Source organism: Achromobacter sp. FW305-C-13, assembly GCF_058783475.1.
This window is the reverse complement of sequence record NZ_JBYSYN010000001.1, coordinates 941495-961216: the sequence shown is the minus strand read 5'-3', so window position 1 is coordinate 961216 and position 19722 is coordinate 941495. Positions and strand designations below refer to the sequence as shown.

Sequence of the window (19722 nt, the reverse complement as noted above, 5' to 3'; positions counted from 1 at the left end):
ATTGATTACCTGGAGCAATGTATGTGGGCGGGAACCCTTTATGCCCTGGCCGCCGGCCTGATGTGGGGGCTGGTCTTCGTAGGGCCCCTGCTGTTGCCGGAATACCCGGCCGCACTCCAATCCGTTGCGCGCTACCTGGCCTTCGGCCTGATTGCGCTGCCGCTTGCCTGGCTGGACCGTCATCGCCTGCGGCTCTTGACCCGTGCCGACTGGATTGAAGCCCTGAAACTGGCCGCCATCGGCAACCTGCTGTACTACCTGTGCCTGGCCAGCGCCATTCAGCGCGCGGGCGGCCCCGTCCCCACCATGATCATCGGCACGCTGCCCGTCGTGATCGCCGTGTGCGCCAACCTGCGCAGCGCGCGCCGCGACGGCAAGCTGCCGTGGAAGCGCCTGGCGCCGTCGCTGGCGCTGATCGCGCTGGGCATCGGCTGCGTCAATCAGGTGGAGCTTGCCGCACTGCGCCAGGACGCCGACGCGGACCTGGGCCGCTACGCGGTCGGCGCAGTACTGGCGCTGGCCGCCGTCGCTTGCTGGACCTGGTATCCGCTGCGCAACGCCGACTGGCTGCGGGCACACCCCGATCGCAGTCCCAGCACCTGGGCCACCGCCCAGGGCGTGGCCACCCTGCCCCTGGCGCTGGCGGGCTACGCGGTGCTGTGGGGCGGCATGGCCGTCGCGGGCAGCGGTTTCGCCATGCCGTTGGGGCCCCGTCCGGAAGTGTTCTTGGGCCTGATGATCATCATCGGCCTGTTCGCGTCCTGGCTGGGCACGCTGTGCTGGAACGAGGCCAGCCAACGGCTGCCCACCGCGCTGGCCGGCCAACTGATCGTGTTTGAAACGCTGGCCGCGCTGGCTTATGCCTTCATCCTGCGTGGCTCGATGCCCGAACCGCTGACGATGGCGGGCATCGCCCTGCTGGTGGTCGGCGTGCTGCGCGCGGTGCGCGTCAAGCCCGAACCCGTTCCCGCGGCCGTCTGACTACAGCAGGCCTGGCAACTGGCTCAGGTCGTCGATCACGTCGGACGCGCCTTCAGCCAGCAAGCGCTGGCGCTGGTCCGGCCCGTTGTGCGACGCGCCGACGTAACCCACCGCCCGCATGCGTGCGGCGCGGGCGGCGCGCACGCCGGGCACGCTGTCTTCCACCACCACGCAGTCCAGGATGGCGGTGCGCATCTGGCGCGCCGCGAACAGGAAGACGTCCGGGGCGGGCTTGCCTTTGGCGACCTGCGCCGTGCTAAACACGTTGGGCGCAAAGGCGTCCCACAGGCCGACCAGCTTTAACGCGGCCTCCAGTTTCGGCGGCGTGCTGCTGGATGCCACGCAGACATCCAGCCCCCGCGCGCGTAGCGTGGCCAGCGTCTCGTGGACATGGGGCAAGGCCCGCAGCTCCTGGCGGAACGTGCTTTCCAGGCGGTCGGCATACTGCCGCGCGAAGCCGTCGGGCAAGGTGCAGGCGTTCTCGGCTTGCAGCGTCTGCCACATGTCGGCGTCGGGGATGCCGGCGAAGCGGCGGGCGGCGTCTTCGGGAGTGATGGCGATGCCGTGTTCGGCCAGCGCGCGCGACTGGGCGCGCGCCGCAATGATTTCGCTATCGATCAGAACGCCGTCGCAATCGAAGATGACGAGGCGGGTGGCAGGCGTATGCATGGTCGCTCCAAACAAAATCAACCCAGTATCGACCTCCATGATAGGCCGGCTTCATGACGCGCCGCCAACCGCCATACGACGGACGACTCGCCTTGACGCTACAGGCGCGCCGCGCGCACCCGACGCAGGCAAGCCGCGATCAGCAACCCGCCCAGGCCGGCCGCCAGCACGACGTAGGACGCCGACGCCCAGCCGTAGCGGTCGATCACGCCGCCCACGGTGACCGGGCCGATGACCTGCCCCAGGTTGCTGCCCTGCATGACCAGGCCTACCGACGCCGCCGTCAGCGCGGGACGCGGCGCCACCAACGGCGCGGTGCCCAGCAAGGTGGCGGGAATCAGGCCGCCCACCGCCGAAAACAGCACGCACAACAGGAAGGTGGGCATCGCCGGCAAGACCGAGCGGAAGATCAGCAGCGCCACCACACCCATCGTCACGCTGGCGCAGGCAATCAGCGTCGACCGCCGCCAGCCCCGCGCCAGCAGCATGCCCGCGCCCAGGTTGCCGATGATGTTGGCGGCGCTGGCCATCGCGCTATAGAGGCCGGCCTTCGCCAGGGTCAAACCCAATTGCTCCATCAGCAGCACCGGCAGGAAGGTGAACAGCGCGAAGAACATCAGGCTGTACAGCGTGAACGACAGCGCCAGTAGTACGGGCCCCGCCGCCCCCAGTGTGTCGGCCGTGTCTTGCCGCAAGCCGCCCCAAGACAGGCTGGCGCTACCAGGCGTGGCCGGCGCCAGCGCCGCCACGCAGGCCAGCGCGACCACGACCGCCGCGCCCGCGCACCACCAGTACGCCTGCCAATGGTCAAACGCCTGCGACGCCAGCATCGCGATGGCCATGCCGGCGGGCATGTAGCAGCTCCAGAGCGCAAAGGCGAAATCCCGGTTGGAGCCCGACACCATGCGCTGCAGGGCCGCGGGCCCTGCCACCGTGATCATCAGGAAACCCAGGCCTTCGATCACGCGCGACGCCAGCAGAATGCCGTAACCGGGCGCCGTGGCGCCTGCGGCCGTGCCCAAGGCCGTCGCCACCAGTCCCAGCAGCAACATGCGCCGCGCACCAAAGCGGGCAATCACGCCGCCTGCCGCAATCCCGCCGACCACGCCCAGTATTGAAAACACGGCCGTCAGCGTGCCGATCGAGGCCAGGTCCAGCCCCATGTCCTGGCGCAGCAGCGGCGCGGCGATGATGACCTTGCCCACTTGCAACGACGCCACGACACCCGCGCCCACAATGGCCAGCACCCCGGCCCAACGCGTTTCAACCTGGTTCATTCCCGCCTCTCTTCCCATGCGATCCCGACAGCATGCCTGCCGGAAACGATCTTGATAAGTGATAATCTTTTGATGGAACCGATCGACTGAATAGATCAGCGGGAAGATGATAGACGCTCTTACCCTGGACCAGCTGCGCGTGTTCGCCGCCGTGGCCGACACCGGCAGCTTCCGCGCGGCTGGGCGCCGGCTGTCCCGCGTGCAGTCGGCGGTCAGCCACGCCATCGCCAACATGGAAGACCAACTGGGCGTGACGCTGTTCGACCGCAGCGGCCGCCGGCCCGTCATGACCCCGCAGGGCCAAGCGCTGCTGGCCAACGCCCGAGACATCCTGCTGCGCGTGGACGCCCTGCGCGCCCGGGCGCAAGGCCTGGGCGAAGGCGTCGAGCTTGAGCTGCCGATAGTCGTGGATACGCTGTTCCCGATCGCCGCGGTCGGTACTGCGCTGAACGCCTTGCGTGCCGCCTACCCGACCGTCGCCACCCGCGTGTCCGTGCTGCCGCTGGGCGGCCCGATCGACGCGCTGCTGACTGGCAGCCACACGCTGGGCATCATCGCCGGCGAACATTTCCGCCACCCGCGCATCGCCGTAGAGGCGCTGTCCTCGGTGCAGATGGTCGCTGTCGTCGGCGCCGGCCATCCCCTGGCGCGGCGCTCGCCGTCCGACGCCGCATTGGGCACGCCCGAACTGGCCGACCACCTGCAGATCGTGCAGTCGGACCCGTCCACTCTGACCGAAGGGCGCGACTTCGCCGTGCTGTCGCCGCAGACGTGCCGCGTCAGCGGCCAGGACACCAAGCATGCGCTGATCCTGGCGGGCGTTGGCTGGGGCCGTCTGCCGCTGTGGCTGGTGGAACGCGACCTGGCCGAAGGCCGCCTGTTGCGCCTGCCCACGGACAGCCTGGGCCGCGCCAGCCAGGTCGCCACCGAGACCTATCTGGCGCACCGCATCGACCTGCCTTTGGGGCCCGCGGCACGCGCGCTGGCGGCCGCCCTGCGCGACGCCGGCTAGGCCTTGGGCGTTTGCGCATAGCTCACGCCCATGCCTGCGCGTACATCGTTCTGGATGCCGTACGGCGCGATCGGATATCGCAACCCGTTGGCGGCCAACGCCTTCATGCCTGCGATCGCCACCGGCAGGTAACGCGGCGGCAGCGCCATCAGCATCTCTTCGTCAGGCACGCCGCCATAACGGCGTTCGGCGAAACAGGGCAAGGACAAGCTGGGTTCGCCGGTAGCCAGCGCCCGGCCCCAAGAGTCCGCACAGGCCGTCTCGCCCACCACGCTCCAATCGAAACGCCGGTAGTTCTTCCACTGCAAGCCATTGATCAGAATGATCATCTGGCCCGGCGTCGCATACACCAGGCAGATGTCGGGCGGGTCCAGCCGGCCCGAGGCCAAGGGCGACACCACCAGCCCACGGTATTTGCCCGCGGGCACACAGGACAACGCCTCCTGGCGTGCCCGCGCGTCGGCCTCGGTCGCATGCCACACACCTACGTAGTCCTTGCCGCTTTTCCAGGCTTCGTCCTGCGGGCCCAGGCCCACCACCGCGCGGCATTGCGAACCGACCAGGTCGTCGCCGGTAATACCCACCGTCCAACCCAGCCGCGCCGCCATCCCGACGATCTGGTCGGTCGTATGCGTGGCCTGCGGCCGCCGCAAGCCCTTCACGCCCGCCATGGCGGCCTCGTCCTCGAACAGCTTCATGCCGATGACCGTGGTCTTCAAGCGCAGCAGCTTGTTCAGGTCGTCGACCAGCGACGCCCAATCAAGGGGCGTGTCCTGCGTTGTCTCTTCCATTCCCGTCCTTTGGACTGTTGTGCGCGGCGGATGCCGCGTTGGATGTCTTAGGCGGGATTTTACGGATTACGACACCCGCTTCATCAAATACTTCGGTGACTCCTCGTACCCCTGCCGGTAATAGAACCTGTGCGCATCCGTCCTGCGTTCATGGCAATGCACTTCGATGCGGTCGCAGCCGCGTGCGCGCGCTTCGTCCTCGGCCGCCGCTTCCAGCCGCCGTCCCACGCCTGCGCTACGCGCCTGGTCGCTGACGCAGAAATATGTGATGCGGCAGAAATCGCCGGGCAGCGCCAGCTGGATCATGAAGTGCAGTCCAATGAAGCCCAGCAACTGACCCGCGTCGTCTTCGGCGACTAGCAGCCGCACATCGGGGTGAACGGTCAGTTGCGCGATCTTCTGTGGCATGAAGGGCGCGGTACCGGGGTAATCCAATTGCGTCAGCAGTGCCGCGATGGCGGCGCTGTCCTCGGAAGTGGCAGTGCGTATCAGCATGGGAACTTCCTGTCGATGTCTGCTAGAAAGCGCGAAAGCGTATGACAGCACCGTGTCCGCGCCATGACAAGCGCGCCGGATCCGACTGCCCTGCCTACCCCGCCTTGTCATCCCGCTGCAACATGCTGAACAGCGCCCGCACCGACGGGCTGTCCGCCGCCTGGGCCGAGGCCGCCAGGCCGAACGACCGATACAGCGGCAAGGCCAGCCGCAACACGCGCAGGCCACGGCGGTTTTCCGGCAAAGTCAGCGCGGGCACCAGCGTCACGCCCAGGCCTTCACGGACCAGCGCGAAGGCGCTGCTCCAATCGCGGACCGAAGCCCGCACGTCTGCGATGGCCAGGCCGGCATCCGCCGCCAGGCTCTGCGCATGCACGCTGCAACCGCCCGTGGCCAGCACGAAGGGCTGGGCCGTCAGCGCTGCCAAGTCGATGGCGCTGCCCGCGCGCGCCAGCGGATGCGCGGCGGGCAGCACGGCCATCCATTCGTCTTGCCCCAGCGGGCATACCTGCCTGCCCGGCGCGGCGTTCAGCACGACGCCCACGTCCACGGTACCGGCAGCCAGCAGGGTTTCGACTTCGTCGTCGGAGGCCTCCAGCGACACCACCTCGATGGCCGGGTGCAATTGCCGGAAGCGCCGCAGCACCGGCGGCAGCACGGTCGAGAACACCATCGGGAAACTGGCCAGCCGCAGCGTGCCGCTTGCGGCGCCGCTCGCTTCGCGCGATAGCGCCTGGATGCGATGCAGCGCGCCCAGCATGGCGCGGGCTTCGTCCGCCACGCGCAACCCCAGCGCCGTCGGAACGGTCTGCCGGCGTTCCCGCGTGAAGAGCGGCGCGCCCAAGGTGTCTTCCAACTGCGCGATCGCCTGGCTGGCGCCGGACTGGGTCATGCCCACCTGCGCGGCAGCGTGCGTGATGTTGCCGGCGTCCACCACCGCCAACACCAGCCGCCAATGCATCAGATTCATCATGGAATCAGTTCTACTTATGGCACATTTATGAAAAAGTAATTTTACGCATGCCTTGCGCAGCCTCAATCTGGGCGTCTCGTTGAATCCAGGACTCACCCATGAAGCTGTATTACGCACCCGACACGTGTTCCCTGTCGCCGCACATCGTGCTGCGCGAACTGGACCTGCCTTTCACGCTAGTACGCGTGGACAACCGGACAAAGCGCAGCGCCGATGGCAGCGACTTCCTGGCAATCAATCCCAAGGGGTATGTCGCCGCGCTTGAATGCGGCGACGGGCAGGTGCTGACCGAAGGCCCGGCCATCGTCCAGTATCTGGCCGACCTGAAGCCCGAGGCCGGCCTGGCGCCGCCCAACGGCACGTGGGCGCGCAGCCGGTTGCAGGAATGGCTGAACTTCATCAGCACCGAAATCCATGGCGGTTTCGGCCCGTTGTTCAACCGCGACCTGCCGGCTGCGGCACGCCGCTGGTGGCAAGCGCGGCTGGAAAAGCGCCTGGACTACACAGCGCGCGAGTTGGAGGTGCGTCGGTATCTGGTCGAAGACCGCTTCGGCGTGGCCGACGCTTACCTGTACACGGTACTGCGCTGGGCGGTCTTCTTCGACATCGACCTGGCGCGCTGGCCCGCCCTTGCGGCCTATATGGCCCGCATCGCGCAACGGCCCAGCGTGCTGGCGGCGCTGGCCGCCGAAGGCGCTACCAGCGGTACGTAACGCGGGCGCATCGGCCACTCACCGATGGGCGACGGATCAACTGGCCCCTCAACCGAAAGCGTCGATCCCCCGCATCAGGGCTAGCGCCATCTTGGGTTGGCGCAGCGCATCCAGCCACCATTGCAGCGCCCTGCCCTCATGCCCGCCGCGCCATGCCAGATACAGCAGGTTCGGCTCGCGCGGCGTCTCGGTTGCCTTTTCCACGAGTTCGCCGCGTTCCAGCAGAGAGGCCACCCGGTGGCGCGGCACCCAGCCCACGCCCAGGCCGTCGCGCTGCGCCAGGATCTTGGCGCGCATGCTGGGCACCGCTAGCACCGCCTGGCCACCCACCCGTCCATAGGCACGAGCCGACGCGCCGCGAGCCGTATCCGCCACGACCACGGCCCGATGCTGCTGGATCTGGTCCTGGCGCAAGGGGGCTTTGCTTTTGGCGAGCGGATGGCGGCGCGATACCGCAAACACCCACTCCATTTCGCCCAGTGCCGCCCACTGCAGATTCGGCATAGACTGGGGTTCGTTCGTCGCCCCCACGATCAGATCGGCCCGGCCTTCGCGCAGCGCTTCCCACGTGCCACCCAGGACTTCGTGCGTAAACCGGAGCGTCACGCCCGAGTCCAGACGGTCGAACGCCTGAATCAAGGGCGACATCAGTTCGAATTCCAGGATCTCGTCGCTGACGATGTGCAGCCGGTCCTCCCAGCCGCTGGCCACCTGCTTGACGCGTTGCGTCAGGCGCGAGACGTCCAGCATCAGCCGAGCGGCCTCATCGGCCAGCAACTGGCCCGCCGGCGTCAATTGCAGCCGGTAGCGGCGGCGGTCGAACAGCAGCGCATCGAACCGTTCTTCCAGTTGCCGGGCCGCGTGCGACACCGAAGACGGCGCGCGGCCCAGCTTCACCGCCGCCCGCGACAGGCTGCCGCTGTCGCGGATGGCTTCCAGCAGCGCCAGTTCATTCACCGTCAACATGTGCGATTCCTTCGAACGTGTTCGTCCGGAAGATCGTACGACAAAGCGCCCGGCCCGGCGCACTATGGCTACACCTTATCGAACGACTCCCAAGGAGATCACCATGAACCGTTTTGAACAGAAGACCGTCCTGGTCACCGGCGGCACCAGCGGCATCGGCCTGGCGGCCGCGCAAGCCTTCGCGGCCGAAGGCGCCCGCGTCATCGTCACGGGGCGCGATGCCGCCGCCCTGGAAACCACCCGCGCCACGCTGGGCGCACGCGCCGTGGCCATCCAGAACACCGCAGGCGCGCCCGGCGCGGCAGCCGCCCTGGCCGACGCGCTGCAAACGGCCGGCATCCGGCTGGACGCGGTCTTCGTCAACGCCGGCATCGCCAAATTCGCCACGCTGGCAGACGCCACCGAAGACCTTTGGGACCAGACCTTCAATACCAACATCAAAGGCGTGTTCTTCCAGCTGCAGGCCTTGGACCCGTTATTGAACCCCGGCGCCTCCATCGTGCTGAACGGGTCGATCAACGCCCACATCGGCATGCCGGCGTCGTCCATCTACGCCGCCAGCAAGGCCGCCCTGATTTCCTTGGCCAAGACGCTATCGGCCGAACTGTTGCCGCGCGGCATCCGCGTGAACGTGGTGAGCCCGGGCCCGATCTCTACCCCCATCTACGGCAAGCTGGGCCTGGACGCCGAAGCCCTGGAAAAGACCGCAGCCGGCATCCAGGCGCAGATTCCGCTGGGCCGCTTCGGCACGCCCCAGGAACTGGCGTCCACCGTGCTGCACCTGGCCGCGCCGGAGTCCGCCTTCATCGTTGGCACCGAGATCATCGTGGACGGCGGGATGAGCCAGCTCTGACATCGATGCCGCTACGCCCCGATCGAACGCAACGCGCGCTTGCAGATGCGCTCGGTCGCGGCGGCGGGCTTGCCGGCCAGCCACCGCGCACACACGGCGCGCACCCATGCAGGCTGGTCCTTGCTGGCATCGTTCAGCCAGTTCGCCACCGAATCCTGCACATAGGCCGCCGGGTCGGCGCGTAGCGGCTCCAACAGCGGCAGCGCGATGGCCGGGTCCGACTTCAGCGCCGCGATGTGGGCGCACCAGACCCCGCGCGGACGCAGGGATTCGCTAGCGAAACGGCGCACACGCTCGGACGGGTCCTGGGTCCACGGCCGTAGCGCCTGTACTGACGCTTCCACGTCGTCGGCCAGGCGCGGGCGCAGCGCCAGCCACGCCCATTCGCGCACGCCGAAATGGGCGTCGTCCGCCAAGGGGCGGATACGGTCCAGGCGGGCTTGCAAGGACACGTCCGGCGATGCGCCAACCAGGAAGCAGGCCCAGCCGCGCACGGTGTCGGATTCGTGGGTCCTGAATTGCGCATCGGCCTGCGGACCGAGGTAGTCGCCCAGGATCCGTGCCGCCACCGCCATGCGCTTGGAAATGCCGATGGCGGCTTCCGCGCGCATCTGCGCGATGGCTTCGGCGCCGATTTCCGGCGCGACCGCCTGCATCAATGCCGCGAAATCCACCGCCAGGCATTCGGTCAGGGTCGAGGCGGGCGCGCCCGCGTTCAACTGTGCCAGTCGGGTGGCGCTGATGTCCTTGACGCCGCGGCCCGAGGCTTTGGTGGCAGGCGATGCGGTCCGGGTCATTGCGGCTCCTTGCGCAAGGCGGCGCGGCCGGTGTCGGTTCCAACCCAGACGCGCGCCAGCAGGTCGCTTAACCGAGCCTTGTCCGAAGCGGCCAAGCCCCCGAACAGGGAACCGATCCAGTCCGTGTGTTCCTTGAACAGCGTCGCCGCCACCGACTTACCCTTGGCTGTCAACGTCACCATGACCCTGCGCCGATCCAGCTGGCCGGGTACGCGCAGCACGAATCCGTCGCGCTCCAGTCCATCGAGCAGGCCGGTGATGGTCGCGCGCGTCACGCCTGCCCCGTCCGCAAGCTGATGCGCAGACAGGCCATCCGCCTGATCGTGCAACAGGAACAACAGCACGAACTTGCCTTCCGACAACTGCTGCGGCGCCAGCCGTGCCGCGCAATCGCGGTCGATGGCGTTGGCCAGCGATAGCAACTGAAAACACAGGCCGATGTCGTCGGCCGAGGCCAACCCGCGGCGCGCTGCCTCGTCCAGCAACGCATGGTGTTTCGGTTCGAGCATGGGCGGCATGCGTACAGCGTGGGACATGGGTGTCTTCCTGTTCTTCGATTCAAGGGCATATAGTAAGGCGCCTAATCACTTGCATGCAAACTGCCCGTGCTTAGATTGTTGGCCGAAGCCTGGCCTGATCTGCCCTATCATTCCGACTTCCCATTCACGGAACCACCCAGCATGTCCGACACCACCCAGCCCTTCGACGTCCAAGCCTTCATCGCCCAGAGCCTGGAGGGCATGCAGGCCGCCACCAGCGCGCATTGCGCCACGTGGCATCTGGACGAAGCCGAGCAATGGTCGGTGGACATGGACAGCGCCAGCATCGTCTTCCAATTGCCCGGCGGCATCACCGCGACGGCACCCGTGCAGATCGTCGGCACGTCCAACAGCGCCGACGGCAGCTTCCTGTGGGGATGGGATCACCCCTCCGTGCCCGCCGAACTGTCCGAACACGCGCAACTGGCGCTGGCCTTCGGACGCGCGCACGGCCTTCCCGCCTACACCCACCGCAAGGTCCAGTGCGACGACGCGCTGGCCTGGGAGTTCACGGCCGTGGCCATGCGCCTGGGCGAAGCCACCGGCACCTATCGGGCCCAAGCATCCGAAACCGCGTATGTGTGGATGACGTTCGGGCAAGTGAGCCTGTCGGCCGCATCGGGCCAATCCGAAAACTGATCACCTCATGATCCCCTTCCGCCTGCCCCGTTCGACGCTTGGCGCCGTCGCGCTGGCGCTTCTGGCGCAAGCCGGCAACCTGGCCCAAGCGGCCCCGCGCACCGTGTACACAGGCACGCTGCAGGGCGCGGGCGACGTGGTGATGGAACTGGACAGCCGGCCGGCGGAAAACGGCGTGCTGACCGGCCGCTACTTCTATCCCAAGCATGGCGTGGACATTCCGTTGAAAGGCACGGCGCAGGCGCTGGTCGAACCGAAGACCGTCCAGGCGCTTGTCGACGCCGGCAAGGATCCGGAAACGGACGAGTTGGCGACCATTGCCGCCGCCACCTGGCAAGGCAGGCGCGACGCCGACGGCTACACGGGGCAATGGATCGACGCGCGCACCGGTAAGCCGCGCAGCTTTACCTTGCGCCGCGTAGCCGAATACGATCCCGAGGTATCGGCGCCAGGCAGCGTGCAGGCCGTCACCAATGCAATCAGCGGCGGCGTGGGTAGCGGCATCGACGTGAACGTCGGCATCAATGCCGAAACCGCCCCCTATGAAACCTTGAAGCTGGCCGGCCATGCCGTGCCCGTCGGCCAGGACAGCGGCAACGGCCCCGTCGCCTATCGCATGTGGCGCGACCCCCGCACGCAATTCAGCTACCCGCGGCTCAGCCGGCACCCGGACCCGCAAGTCGTCAAACGCGTCAACGCCTTGCTGGAACAGCGGCACTGGCAGATGAACCTGGCGGCGCTGGCCTGCATGGCGTCGGCCTACACCGACGGCAACCCCGCCGCCGGCACGCTGGGCAGCTACGACGAAGAAGCCATCACCGTTCAATGGCTGTCCAAGGCGCTGATGACTGTGACGGAGTCAGGCAGCCTGTACTGTGGCGGCGCCCACCCCGACAACCATTTCGAGCCCTACACTTTCGATCTGCTGCGGGGCGAATACCTGGACTGGAACCGCGTGCTCGACGCCTACGTCCCTGGCGAGAACGGCTGGCGCAAGGAAAGCCCCGCGCTGCTGGCGCTGATGGAAAAAGCGCGCGCGCCGCTGGCCGCCGCCAAGGCCAACACCAAGGGCGACGCGCAAGACGATTCACTGGATGGCTGCTCGGACCTATGGCCCAGCTATCTGGCCTTGGGCACGGAATCGCCGGGCGTGCTGACCCTGTCGATTTCCGGCATCGGCCATGCGATGGGCGTCTGCCTGGGTACACACGCGACAGTGCCCTTCAAGGATCTGACACCCTACCTGGCGCCCGGGGGCCAGGCGTATCTGGTCACCGAATAGCCAAGATGGCCGGCACGCTCAACGCTTGCCGAAATCCTTCTGGCTGAAGTCCGTCTCGCCGCGATAGCCGTACATCCGGGAAACGGCCTGGAAATCCTCGGGCGCGAAGCCGGTCCAGGAATAATTCCGGACATTCTTCTTGGTCTTGGCGTTGCGCACGTAGAACGACAACGCGGCGCGCTGTTCGGGCAGGTTCACGGCCTTATGCAGCGACGGCACGAACTCGTACTCTGACGTGGCATAGCTTTTCTTGACGCCCAGCAAGGTGTGGACCGAGATCTCGTTGTCGTTGAAGGCATAACGGTTCACGAAGACATAGTCGCGGCGGATGATCAGAAAGGCGATCAGCCCCAGCACCACCGTCGACACATGAAAGACCGTCGAATTGATGTTCCGGTCCACCGTGAACCGATAGGCATAATTGAAGACCAGCGCCAGCAGGCCCACGCCGATGACCAACTGCCCCAATTGCGAAAACAGCCATTTCGGTTTGTTCTGGATGTTGGCGATCATCGGTCGTCTCTATGACAGGTTGCGGGATAGGCATGGCCCCGGAACCCGGGGCCGGCTGATTATTCCAGGGAAGGATGACGGTCCGCAAGCCGTTGGCGGCGCTGCCGCAAGGCCTCCAGTTTTTCTTCCAGCTCCGCGATCTCGGTCTCGACGTCCTGCACGCTTTGCTCGATCGTTTCGTACGCTTCCTGCAGCAGCACCTTGGCTTCTCGCTTGCTGGATGCATTCGGCGTGTCGCCCCGTAGCGGCCGGTTTGCCGTTTCAGGCAGGAAGAACGAGGTAATCAGCCCGATGGTGGCCGCCACGATCAGGTAGTAGGCGGGCATCATCAGATTGCCGGTTTCCTCGACCAGCCACGCAGCAAGCGTCGGCGTCAGGCCGGCGATGATGATGGCGATGTTGAATGAACTGGCCAGCGCGCTATAGCGGATCCGCGTCGGAAAGAGCGCAGGCAGCGTCGAGGCCATGACGCCCGTCAGGCAATTGAGCAGCACCGCGATGAACAGCAGGCCCAGGAAGATCAGCCCGGTATTGTCGCTACCCACGAATTTGAAGGCCGGCACCGCCAGCACCAGCAGGCCCAGGCTGCCCGCCAGCAGAAAGGGCTTGCGGCCCACCTTGTCGCTGGCGAAACCGACGACCGGCTGCACGAACAGCATGCCGATCATGACCACGATGATGATCAGCACCCCGTGCTCTTCGGAATACCCCAGACTGCTCGTCAGGTAAGTGGGCATGAAGGTCAGCAGCATGTAGTAGGTGATGTTCGTCACCAGGACCATGCCGATGCAGATCAGCAGCGCCTTGCGGTATTTGGAGAAGATCTCGCGGAACGACACCGTGGGCCGCTCCTGCACGGCGTCCTGATCCTCTTTCTCCATCTTTTCAAGCTGTTGCGTGAACGCGGGCGTCTCTTCGGCGGCGTGGCGCAGATACAGGCCCAGCAAGCCCAGCGGCCCCGCCAGGAAGAACGGCAGGCGCCAGCCCCAGTCCAGGAAGGTCTGCTCAAGCAGGATCGTCTGCAGCAGCACCACCAGCCCGGCGCCCAGTACGAATCCCGCGATCGACCCGAAATCCAGCCAGCTGCCCAGGAAACCCCGCTGCCGGTCGGGCGCGTACTCGGCCACGAAGATCGCCGCCCCGGTGTACTCGCCCCCCACCGAGAAGCCCTGCGCCAGCTTGCACATCAGCAGCAGGATCGGCGCCCAGATGCCGATGGATTCATACGAGGGGATCAGCCCGATGCAAAAGGTGCTGATCGCCATGATGATGATGGTCAGCGACAGGACTTTCTGCCGGCCGAAGCGGTCACCCATCACACCGAAGAACACGCCGCCCAGCGGCCGGACCAGAAAAGGCACCGAGAAGGTACCCAGCGCCGCGATCGTCTGGACCGCCGGCGATGCATCGGGGAAGAAGACTTTGCCCAAGGCGAAGGCGACAAAGCCATATACGCCGAAGTCGAACCATTCCATGGCGTTGCCCAGCGCCGCGGCCGTCACGGCCTTCTTCAGCTTGGAGTTGTCGATGACGGTGATGTCACCGATCTCCAAGGGCCGTGCCTGCTGCGATGAAGAGGGTGTAGAGGTCATGTGTCAGCTTCCCGTAGTGCGTCCAGGATGGTGCTGACGACAGCATACTCCCCTACCGGTACAGCACCGTCGGCAGCCACATCCCGATCCCCGGGAACATGTACAGCAGGAAGATCGCCACCACCTGGATTCCCATGAACGGCATCATGCCCAGGAAAATCTGGTTCAGCGTCACATGCGGCGGCGACACGCCCTTCAGGTAGAACGCGGACATGGCCACGGGCGGCGACAGGAAAGCGGTCTGCAGGTTCAGCGCCACCAGCAGGCCGAAGAACAGCGGGTCGATGCCGAAGGCATTCAGAAGCGGCACGAAGATGGGCATGAAGATCACGATGATCTCGGTCCACTCCAACGGCCAGCCCAAGAGAAAGATGATGACCTGCGCCAGCAGCAGAAACTGGATGGGCGTCAAGCCCAGCGACAGCACCCAGTCCTCGATGATGCGCTGGCCGCCCAGCAACGCGAACGCCGCGGAAAAGATCGACGAGCCCACGAACAGCCAGCACACCATCGCGCTCGTCTTGGCGGTCAGGAACACGGATTCGCGCAGCACCGGCAGGTTCAGCCGCCGGTACGCCAGCGCCAGCAAGGCGCCGCCCATTGCCCCCATGGCCGCGGCCTCGCTGGGCGTGGCCAGGCCGAATGCGATCGACCCCAGCACTGCCGCGATCATGACGGCCAGCGGGAAGAACGACGACATCAGCATCTTGAAGATTTCCAGCCTCGCCCACGTCAGCGCCGCGTAGAACACCACCAGCAACGCGGCGCACACGGCGACGAAGATCCAGAAACCTTTCGGTGCGGGAACGGACTGCGCCGCCGCCCCGTCGGGCGCGACGGGCTCTGCCGCTGGGGTTTGAGCCCCGCCCGACGCAGCAGGCGTGCCGGGCGGCTCGGCCAAGCTGGAGCTTCCCGCATCCGAAGACGGAGGCTCGGCCAATTCGCCCGACGGCGGTTCCGCCAGGCCGCCCACGTCGGGCTCGCTCAAGCCAGAGCCGGAATCAAAGCCGCCTGATCCCAGTTGCAGTTCTGCCGGGATGTCGTAGACGACCTGGGGCCGCGTGACCCCATGGTGCACCACCGCCACCAGCAGCAGCGTCAAGGCCAGCGGCGCCAGCGCCGTCGCCATGTTGCGCAGCAGGAAGCCGAACGGCACGTCGCGGTTGCGGCGGCCCTTGAACATGGCGGCCACCATGCCCGAAACGGCGCGCGTGTATCCCGTAGCGGCGAGCGCCCGGGTCTCGGGCGGCAGCGGCACGCCGCGCTCGTTCACCGGCAGCGGCGGCGCCATGTCCGGACGCAGCTTGGCCACCAGGATCACGTACAGCATGTACAACACCGCCAGCATGATCCCAGGAAACAATGCGCCCGCGTACAGCTGCACCACCGACACCCCGGTCGTCGCGCCGTACACGATCAGCATCACCGACGGCGGCAGCAGGATGCCCAGGCAACCGCCCGCCGTGATGGCGCCGGCCGTCAGCCGCACGCTGTAGCCCGCCTTCAGCATCGCGGGCATTGCCAGCAGCCCCATCAACGTCACCACCGCGCCGACGATGCCGGTCGCCGTGGCGAAGATCGCGCAGGTGGCCAGCGTGGCTACCGCCAGCGCGCCGGGCAGGCGCGCCAGCGCCAAGTGCATGGAACGGAACAGCTTTTCGATCAGGTTGGCCCGCTCGACCAGATAGCCCATGAACACGAACAACGGGATCGAGATCAGGGAATCGTTGGTCATCGTGGCGTACGTGCGCTGCACCATCAGGTCCAGCGTCTGCCCGATGGAACGCCCCGCGTCCGCGCTCTGCATGTAGTACGCCAGGAAGGTGAACAACACGCCCATGCCCATCAGCGTGAACGCCGTGGGAAACCCCAGCATGATCGCCACCACGATCAGCGCCAGCATCAAGAGGCCGATGTGCCCCGTGGTGAGCTCGCCCCACGGGGTCAGGAACGCGATCATCAGCAGCACGATCCCGATGCAGGACAGCCCGAACCACAACGCCTTGTGGATTTTCATCAGCGGGGCTCCTTGGGCGTGGTCACGTAGCGGTCCAGTTGGGCGATGTCTTCGTCCTTCACGTGCACCATCTTCTTCAGCTTGTCGACGTCCACTTCCTCGACGTCCTCTTCGCGCGATGGCCAGGCGCCGCGCCGCAGGCACAGCACGCAACGCAGCACCTCGGCCACGCCCTGCAGCAGCAGGACGGCGCCCGCCACCGGAATGAAGGCCTTGAAGGGATAGATGGGCGGCCCGTCGGCCATCAGCGACGAGTGCTCGCCGATAGCGATGGAGTAGCCGGCGTAATACCAGCCGGCCCACACCAGCGCGATCACGCCCGGGAAAAAGAACACGATGAAGAGAACCAGGTCCAGCCCGGCCTGTACCCGCGGCGGCAGGAAGCCGTACAGGATGTCGCCGCGCACGTGCCCGTTCTTGGCCAGTGTGTAGGCCCCCGCCATCATGAAGAGGATGCCGTAATACATCATCTGCATGTCGAACGCCCAGGCGCTGGGCCGGTTCAGCAGATAGCGCGCCGCCACCTCCCAGCACACGTGCAGGGCCAGCACGACGATCAGCCAGGCAAACGTCTGCCCGACGAAGGTGGAGATGCGGTCAATCAAGCGTATGAGTCGGATCATCGGACATCCAGGACGAGACGCATGGCGCCCTTCGCGCGCACGCGCCGCCCGCCTGGCCCCTCGGGGGCAGCAAGCAGGCGGCAAGGCAGACCTGCGTCAGGCCGGCTTGGTGCCGCGCGAGAAGTAGTGGTTGTAGGCCATGCGGTAATTCACCGACACGTCCCCGTGCCAGCGCCCCACCCGCTCGGCGAATACCCGCTGCGAGTCCAGCACCTTCTTGAACAAGGGGTTCTCGGCCGACCGCTTGGCGATCATCTCGTCCCAGATCTTCAACTGCGCCTGCAGGATCGCGTCAGGCGTCTTGTAGAACTTGACGTTGTGGTCCTTCTGCAGCTTGATGTAGTCCTGCGAATAGCGGTTCGCCGCCTTCCAGGACATGTCCGCGCTGCAGGCCTGGGCGGCATTGCTCAAAACGTGCTTCAAGTGCGGCGGCAGGGAGTCGTACTTGCCCTTGTTGAACAGCACTTCGAACTGCTCGGCGCTTTGGTGAAAGCTCTGCAGCATGCAGATCTTGGAGACGTCCTGAAAGCCCAGTGCCAGGTCCGACGACGCGTTGTTGAACTCGGCCCCGTCCAGCAGGCCGCGGTCCAGCGCCGGCACGATCTCGCCGCCGGGCAAGGCGTTAACCGCCGCCCCCATCGCCGTGTACATGTCGATGGCGAGCCCCACCGTGCGGAACTTCACGCCCTTGACGTCCTCGACCTTGGTCACCGGCCGCTTGAACCAGCCGAAAGGCTGGGTCGGCATCGGCCCGTACATCAGCGACACCACGTTCACGCCCATCGCCTTCTGGATTTCCACCAGCAATTCCTTGCCGCCGCCGTATTCGTGCCAGGCCAGCAGCATGTTGGCGTCCATGCCGAAAGACGGCCCCGATCCCCACAGCGCCACGGCCGTGTTCTTCCCGTACCAATAGGCCACGACCCCGTGGCCGCCGTCCAGCGTGCCTGCCGACACCGCGTCCAACAAGTCGAACGCCTTCACGACCGCCCCGGCGGGCAGCACCTCGATCTTCAACTGGCCACCGGCCATGTCGTTGACCTTCTGCGCATAGTCGCGCGCGAACTCGTGGAAGATGTCCGTGGCGGGCCAGGTGCTTTGGAACCTTAAGGAAATGGGTGCGTTCTGCGCCCGGGCGACGGCGGGGAATCCCAGTGCGGCGGCGCCCGCGACGGCAGCGCCGGAAATGAACTTGCGGCGGGGTTTCGTGGGTTGTTGCATGGCTTGTTGTCTCCTTGGTGGACTACACGGACCAGCTTGTAGTGACTGCACCTGCATGGACACGAGAGAAACGCCTGCTGCGAGCTTCCCGGTGCCGGGACTGCGACCGCTTTGCAACTTTGTGCTGATTAAACCTTCCTGACTAACACCTGACAATCAGCTTGTTGTCAGGAATTACCCTAGACTTTCGGATTAATCCTTTCGGATATGGGCGGGCGCGCCCGCCAGCAAGTCGCGCAGCAACGCCCCCTGCCGGACAAGTTCCTGCTCGTCCAGCCCGCTGTAGCCGATCACCAGGCCCGCAGGCAAGGCCGCGCGCCGGCAGTAGTCCGACACGGGCTGCAACGCCACGCCCCGCGCCCGGGCCGCATCCTGCAACGCTGCCGCATCCACATCGGCAGGCAGCCACCACAGCAGATGGAAGCCGGCATGCTCGCCGCTGGTCCGTAGCGCCTTGCCGCCCGCCGCCTGCGCCAGCAGGCGCAACACCAGATCGCGCCGCTGGGCATACACCGCGCGGGCCTTGCGGACATGGCGGGCAAAGCTGCCGTCTGCAAGAAAGCCCGCCAGCGTCATCTGCTCGATCATGCTGTTGGATCTTCCCGTCGTATGGCGCGCCCGGGCGAATGCGGCGACCCATCGCTTCGGCACGACCGCGTAGCCAATCCGCAGCGCATTGAACATCGTCTTGTTGAAGCTGCCGCAATGGATGACGCGGTCTGCGGTGTCCAGGCTTTTCAACGCCGCCAAGGGCGCGCTGTCGTAGTTGAATTCGCTGTCGTAGTCGTCTTCGATGATCCAGCAATCCGCCTGTTCGGCCCACGCCAGCAGTTCCAGGCGACGCGAGACCGGCATCGTGACGCCGGTGGGCGACTGGTGCGCAGGGGTCACGTGCACCAGCTTCACGCCGCGTTGCCGGCGGGCGCGCGCCACGGAAAAACCGTGTTCGTCGATGGCGATCGGCACGACGCGGGGCGTGAACTGGCTGAACAGCGGCATGGCGTTCAGATAGCCCGGGTCTTCCACCAGCACCTTGTCTTGCCGGGTAAGCAGGATGCGGGCGCTCAGGTCCAGCCCGTCGCGGATGCCGGTCAGGATGACGACCTGATCGGCGTCGCACGAAATGCCGCGGGCGGCGCCCAGATAGTGCGCGATCTGTTCGCGCAACGGCAGCCAGCCTTGGGATTCTTCGTTGGCCAACTGGCCGGGCGTGACGCGCTGCGCGCTGGCCATCAGCCCCTTGCGCCAGGTTGCCATGGGGAACAGCGACGCGTCGGCGGTCCGGGCGGCGAACAGCGGTTCGAGCCGGGGCGCGGGCGGGGCGGCTGAGGCGCCCGCAGGCCGCGCCGGCCTCGTGTCGGGGCCGCCTGCGCCTGGCAGGCCCCGATGAAAGAAATTGTCCGGGATGACGGCCGACACGTAGGTGCCCGACCCGACCGCGCCCGCCGTATACCCTTCGCCCCGCAATTGGTCGTAGGCGGCCTCGACCGTCGAGCGCGACACGTGCCAGCGTTGCGACAGGCTGCGCGTGGACGGCAGGCGTACGCCGGAAGCCAGCGCCCCCTTCAGGATCCGCTCCTGAATCTGCCGATAGACCCAGGTTTGCTTGGATTCCCCGTCACGGGGCGACTCCAGGGGCAAGTCCAGGCTGGATTCCAATTTCTTCCGGCTTGAAAGTGGCTTGTTCATTATTAGAAATATGGCTCTATTTGATAAGCCATTCTATCGATAAATTGTGGTCTGGAAGCCCTCTGCCATCAGTCACCCGG

20 protein-coding genes are annotated in these 19722 nt (G+C 66.3%); 6 read left to right on the top strand and 14 right to left on the bottom strand.

The window, feature by feature from the left end:
- Positions 1-21: 21 nt before the first annotated feature.
- Complete coding sequence (locus AC3WMU_RS04250) at positions 22-981, top strand: DMT family transporter (protein ID WP_454677112.1); 960 nt, start codon at positions 22-24, stop codon at positions 979-981.
- Here AC3WMU_RS04250 and AC3WMU_RS04245 read toward each other — a convergent pair whose 3' ends face one another.
- Entirely contained in the window at positions 982-1650 is a 669-nt protein-coding gene (locus tag AC3WMU_RS04245) for an HAD family hydrolase (RefSeq protein ID WP_006224354.1), read from the bottom strand.
- Between the two features lie 98 nt (positions 1651-1748).
- Positions 1749-2927 (bottom strand): MFS transporter, encoded by a 1179-nt coding sequence (locus AC3WMU_RS04240; protein ID WP_006224353.1) that lies wholly within the window; start codon positions 2925-2927, stop codon positions 1749-1751.
- Between the two features lie 106 nt (positions 2928-3033).
- Between AC3WMU_RS04240 and AC3WMU_RS04235 the strand changes: the two genes are divergently transcribed.
- Positions 3034-3939 (top strand): LysR family transcriptional regulator, encoded by a 906-nt coding sequence (locus AC3WMU_RS04235; protein ID WP_492281893.1) that lies wholly within the window; start codon positions 3034-3036, stop codon positions 3937-3939.
- Here the strand turns inward: AC3WMU_RS04235 and AC3WMU_RS04230 are convergent.
- The 3 genes from AC3WMU_RS04230 to AC3WMU_RS04220 all read right to left on the bottom strand — a co-directional run bounded on the left by AC3WMU_RS04230 (position 3936) and on the right by AC3WMU_RS04220 (position 6198).
- The gene (locus AC3WMU_RS04230) at positions 3936-4730 is read right to left on the bottom strand and encodes a DUF169 domain-containing protein (RefSeq protein WP_006224351.1); all 795 of its coding nucleotides are present in this window, start codon (positions 4728-4730) and stop codon (positions 3936-3938) included. The genes AC3WMU_RS04235 and AC3WMU_RS04230 overlap by 4 nt on opposite strands.
- Before the next feature lie 66 nt (positions 4731-4796).
- Positions 4797-5225, bottom strand: a complete 429-nt coding sequence (locus tag AC3WMU_RS04225; protein ID WP_492281892.1) for a GNAT family N-acetyltransferase — start codon at positions 5223-5225, stop codon at positions 4797-4799.
- 94 nt (positions 5226-5319) lie between these two features.
- Positions 5320-6198, bottom strand: coding sequence for a LysR family transcriptional regulator (locus AC3WMU_RS04220; protein WP_492281891.1), 879 nt, complete (start codon positions 6196-6198; stop codon positions 5320-5322).
- A gap of 98 nt (positions 6199-6296) precedes the next feature.
- Here AC3WMU_RS04220 and gstA point away from each other — a divergent pair, with 98 nt between their 5' ends.
- A complete protein-coding gene (gene gstA, locus AC3WMU_RS04215; RefSeq protein WP_280026024.1) occupies positions 6297-6911 on the top strand; it encodes a glutathione transferase GstA in 615 nt (204 codons plus the stop codon).
- 48 nt (positions 6912-6959) lie between these two features.
- Here the strand turns inward: gstA and AC3WMU_RS04210 are convergent, their stop codons facing one another.
- Entirely contained in the window at positions 6960-7877 is a 918-nt protein-coding gene (locus AC3WMU_RS04210; RefSeq protein ID WP_492281890.1) for a LysR substrate-binding domain-containing protein, read from the bottom strand.
- A 103-nt stretch (positions 7878-7980) separates the two neighbouring features.
- On the opposite strand from AC3WMU_RS04210, the gene AC3WMU_RS04205 reads away from it, so the two are divergent.
- On the top strand, positions 7981-8730 hold the full coding sequence (locus AC3WMU_RS04205; RefSeq protein WP_088587181.1) for an SDR family oxidoreductase: 750 nt from the start codon (positions 7981-7983) through the stop codon (positions 8728-8730).
- Between the two features lie 11 nt (positions 8731-8741).
- On the opposite strand, the gene AC3WMU_RS04200 is transcribed toward AC3WMU_RS04205, so the two are convergent.
- Positions 8742-9527: a HEAT repeat domain-containing protein gene (locus tag AC3WMU_RS04200; RefSeq protein ID WP_492281889.1), complete on the bottom strand. Its 786-nt coding sequence runs from the start codon at positions 9525-9527 to the stop codon at positions 8742-8744.
- Positions 9524-10063, bottom strand: a complete 540-nt coding sequence (locus AC3WMU_RS04195; protein WP_492281888.1) for a MarR family winged helix-turn-helix transcriptional regulator — start codon at positions 10061-10063, stop codon at positions 9524-9526. The genes AC3WMU_RS04200 and AC3WMU_RS04195 overlap by 4 nt, the downstream gene beginning before the upstream one ends.
- 144 nt (positions 10064-10207) lie before the next feature.
- Here AC3WMU_RS04195 and AC3WMU_RS04190 point away from each other — a divergent pair, with 144 nt between their 5' ends.
- Together AC3WMU_RS04190 and AC3WMU_RS04185 are read left to right on the top strand one after the other, a co-directional pair.
- Positions 10208-10705, top strand: a complete 498-nt coding sequence (locus tag AC3WMU_RS04190) for a DUF6882 domain-containing protein (protein ID WP_006224342.1) — start codon at positions 10208-10210, stop codon at positions 10703-10705.
- 7 nt (positions 10706-10712) lie between these two features.
- Positions 10713-11987, top strand: coding sequence for a hypothetical protein (locus AC3WMU_RS04185; protein WP_492281887.1), 1275 nt, complete (start codon positions 10713-10715; stop codon positions 11985-11987).
- A gap of 18 nt (positions 11988-12005) precedes the next feature.
- Here AC3WMU_RS04185 and AC3WMU_RS04180 read toward each other — a convergent pair whose 3' ends face one another.
- The 6 genes from AC3WMU_RS04180 to pdxR form a co-directional block, all read right to left on the bottom strand.
- Entirely contained in the window at positions 12006-12500 is a 495-nt protein-coding gene (locus AC3WMU_RS04180) for a hypothetical protein (RefSeq protein ID WP_006224340.1), read from the bottom strand.
- Positions 12501-12559: 59 nt separating this feature from the next.
- Positions 12560-14092 (bottom strand): glycine betaine/L-proline transporter ProP, encoded by a 1533-nt coding sequence (gene proP / locus AC3WMU_RS04175; protein WP_035212948.1) that lies wholly within the window; start codon positions 14090-14092, stop codon positions 12560-12562.
- Positions 14093-14144: 52 nt separating this feature from the next.
- Positions 14145-16109, bottom strand: a complete 1965-nt coding sequence (locus AC3WMU_RS04170) for a TRAP transporter large permease (RefSeq protein ID WP_492281886.1) — start codon at positions 16107-16109, stop codon at positions 14145-14147.
- A complete protein-coding gene (locus AC3WMU_RS04165) occupies positions 16109-16732 on the bottom strand; it encodes a TRAP transporter small permease subunit (RefSeq protein ID WP_006224337.1) in 624 nt (207 codons plus the stop codon). The genes AC3WMU_RS04170 and AC3WMU_RS04165 overlap by 1 nt, the downstream gene beginning before the upstream one ends.
- Positions 16733-16828: 96 nt before the next feature.
- Positions 16829-17953 (bottom strand): TRAP transporter substrate-binding protein, encoded by a 1125-nt coding sequence (locus tag AC3WMU_RS04160; RefSeq protein ID WP_006224336.1) that lies wholly within the window; start codon positions 17951-17953, stop codon positions 16829-16831.
- 192 nt (positions 17954-18145) lie between these two features.
- On the bottom strand, positions 18146-19612 hold the full coding sequence (gene pdxR / locus AC3WMU_RS04155) for a MocR-like pyridoxine biosynthesis transcription factor PdxR (RefSeq protein ID WP_006224335.1): 1467 nt from the start codon (positions 19610-19612) through the stop codon (positions 18146-18148).
- Positions 19613-19722 lie beyond the last annotated feature (110 nt).

Coding starts and splice junctions, on each gene's coding strand:
- proP (WP_035212948.1), bottom strand. CDS start 14,092: ATGACCTCTACACCCTCTTCATCGCAGCAGGCACGGCCCTTGGAGATC.
- AC3WMU_RS04170 (WP_492281886.1), bottom strand. CDS start 16,109: ATGAAAATCCACAAGGCGTTGTGGTTCGGGCTGTCCTGCATCGGGATC.
- AC3WMU_RS04210 (WP_492281890.1), bottom strand. CDS start 7,877: ATGTTGACGGTGAATGAACTGGCGCTGCTGGAAGCCATCCGCGACAGC.
- AC3WMU_RS04225 (WP_492281892.1), bottom strand. CDS start 5,225: ATGCTGATACGCACTGCCACTTCCGAGGACAGCGCCGCCATCGCGGCA.
- AC3WMU_RS04200 (WP_492281889.1), bottom strand. CDS start 9,527: ATGACCCGGACCGCATCGCCTGCCACCAAAGCCTCGGGCCGCGGCGTC.
- AC3WMU_RS04235 (WP_492281893.1), top strand. CDS start 3,034: ATGATAGACGCTCTTACCCTGGACCAGCTGCGCGTGTTCGCCGCCGTG.
- AC3WMU_RS04185 (WP_492281887.1), top strand. CDS start 10,713: ATGATCCCCTTCCGCCTGCCCCGTTCGACGCTTGGCGCCGTCGCGCTG.
- AC3WMU_RS04165 (WP_006224337.1), bottom strand. CDS start 16,732: ATGATCCGACTCATACGCTTGATTGACCGCATCTCCACCTTCGTCGGG.
- AC3WMU_RS04180 (WP_006224340.1), bottom strand. CDS start 12,500: ATGATCGCCAACATCCAGAACAAACCGAAATGGCTGTTTTCGCAATTG.
- AC3WMU_RS04160 (WP_006224336.1), bottom strand. CDS start 17,953: ATGCAACAACCCACGAAACCCCGCCGCAAGTTCATTTCCGGCGCTGCC.
- AC3WMU_RS04250 (WP_454677112.1), top strand. CDS start 22: ATGTGGGCGGGAACCCTTTATGCCCTGGCCGCCGGCCTGATGTGGGGG.
- AC3WMU_RS04240 (WP_006224353.1), bottom strand. CDS start 2,927: ATGAACCAGGTTGAAACGCGTTGGGCCGGGGTGCTGGCCATTGTGGGC.
- AC3WMU_RS04190 (WP_006224342.1), top strand. CDS start 10,208: ATGTCCGACACCACCCAGCCCTTCGACGTCCAAGCCTTCATCGCCCAG.
- AC3WMU_RS04245 (WP_006224354.1), bottom strand. CDS start 1,650: ATGCATACGCCTGCCACCCGCCTCGTCATCTTCGATTGCGACGGCGTT.
- gstA (WP_280026024.1), top strand. CDS start 6,297: ATGAAGCTGTATTACGCACCCGACACGTGTTCCCTGTCGCCGCACATC.
- AC3WMU_RS04195 (WP_492281888.1), bottom strand. CDS start 10,063: ATGTCCCACGCTGTACGCATGCCGCCCATGCTCGAACCGAAACACCAT.
- AC3WMU_RS04230 (WP_006224351.1), bottom strand. CDS start 4,730: ATGGAAGAGACAACGCAGGACACGCCCCTTGATTGGGCGTCGCTGGTC.
- AC3WMU_RS04220 (WP_492281891.1), bottom strand. CDS start 6,198: ATGATGAATCTGATGCATTGGCGGCTGGTGTTGGCGGTGGTGGACGCC.
- AC3WMU_RS04205 (WP_088587181.1), top strand. CDS start 7,981: ATGAACCGTTTTGAACAGAAGACCGTCCTGGTCACCGGCGGCACCAGC.